Raw genomic sequence first — 304 nt, 5'->3', positions numbered from 1 at the left:
TCCGCCTCCAGAAGCGAGACAGTCTCTCGCGCCGCCGCCGCCGCGATATTTCCCTGAGTGCGATCGAACACGGGAATGGGGATTTCGATCGAGGCGAGGTAGGCGGTTTCGTCACTGGCCCCGAACCGTCGCATCCCGGCGCCGACCGTCACATCGGGGATGGCCCCGGCTCGCTCGGCACGAAGGACGGCTGCCCGGCGGGCGATCTCGGCCTGCTCCACCGCGAGACGGGCTTTGCCCTCGATCGCGCCTTGAGGTGTCTCCTCGGAGAAATTGAAGCCGAACAGAGGTTGCGGATGGCCCA

Annotated in this window: 1 pseudogene; it reads right to left on the bottom strand. The window is 66.8% G+C overall.

From position 1 onward, the window contains the following. Positions 1 to 304, bottom strand: a pseudogene (locus tag E5162_RS14580) (hypothetical protein); the annotation flags it as partial.

Origin of the sequence: Marinicauda pacifica (assembly GCF_004793635.1) — a bacterium.
GTDB classification, from domain to species: Bacteria; Pseudomonadota; Alphaproteobacteria; order Caulobacterales; family Maricaulaceae; genus Marinicauda; species Marinicauda pacifica.
Note: the sequence above shows the minus strand (reverse complement) of the source record. Positions and strands in the feature narration are given on the sequence as shown.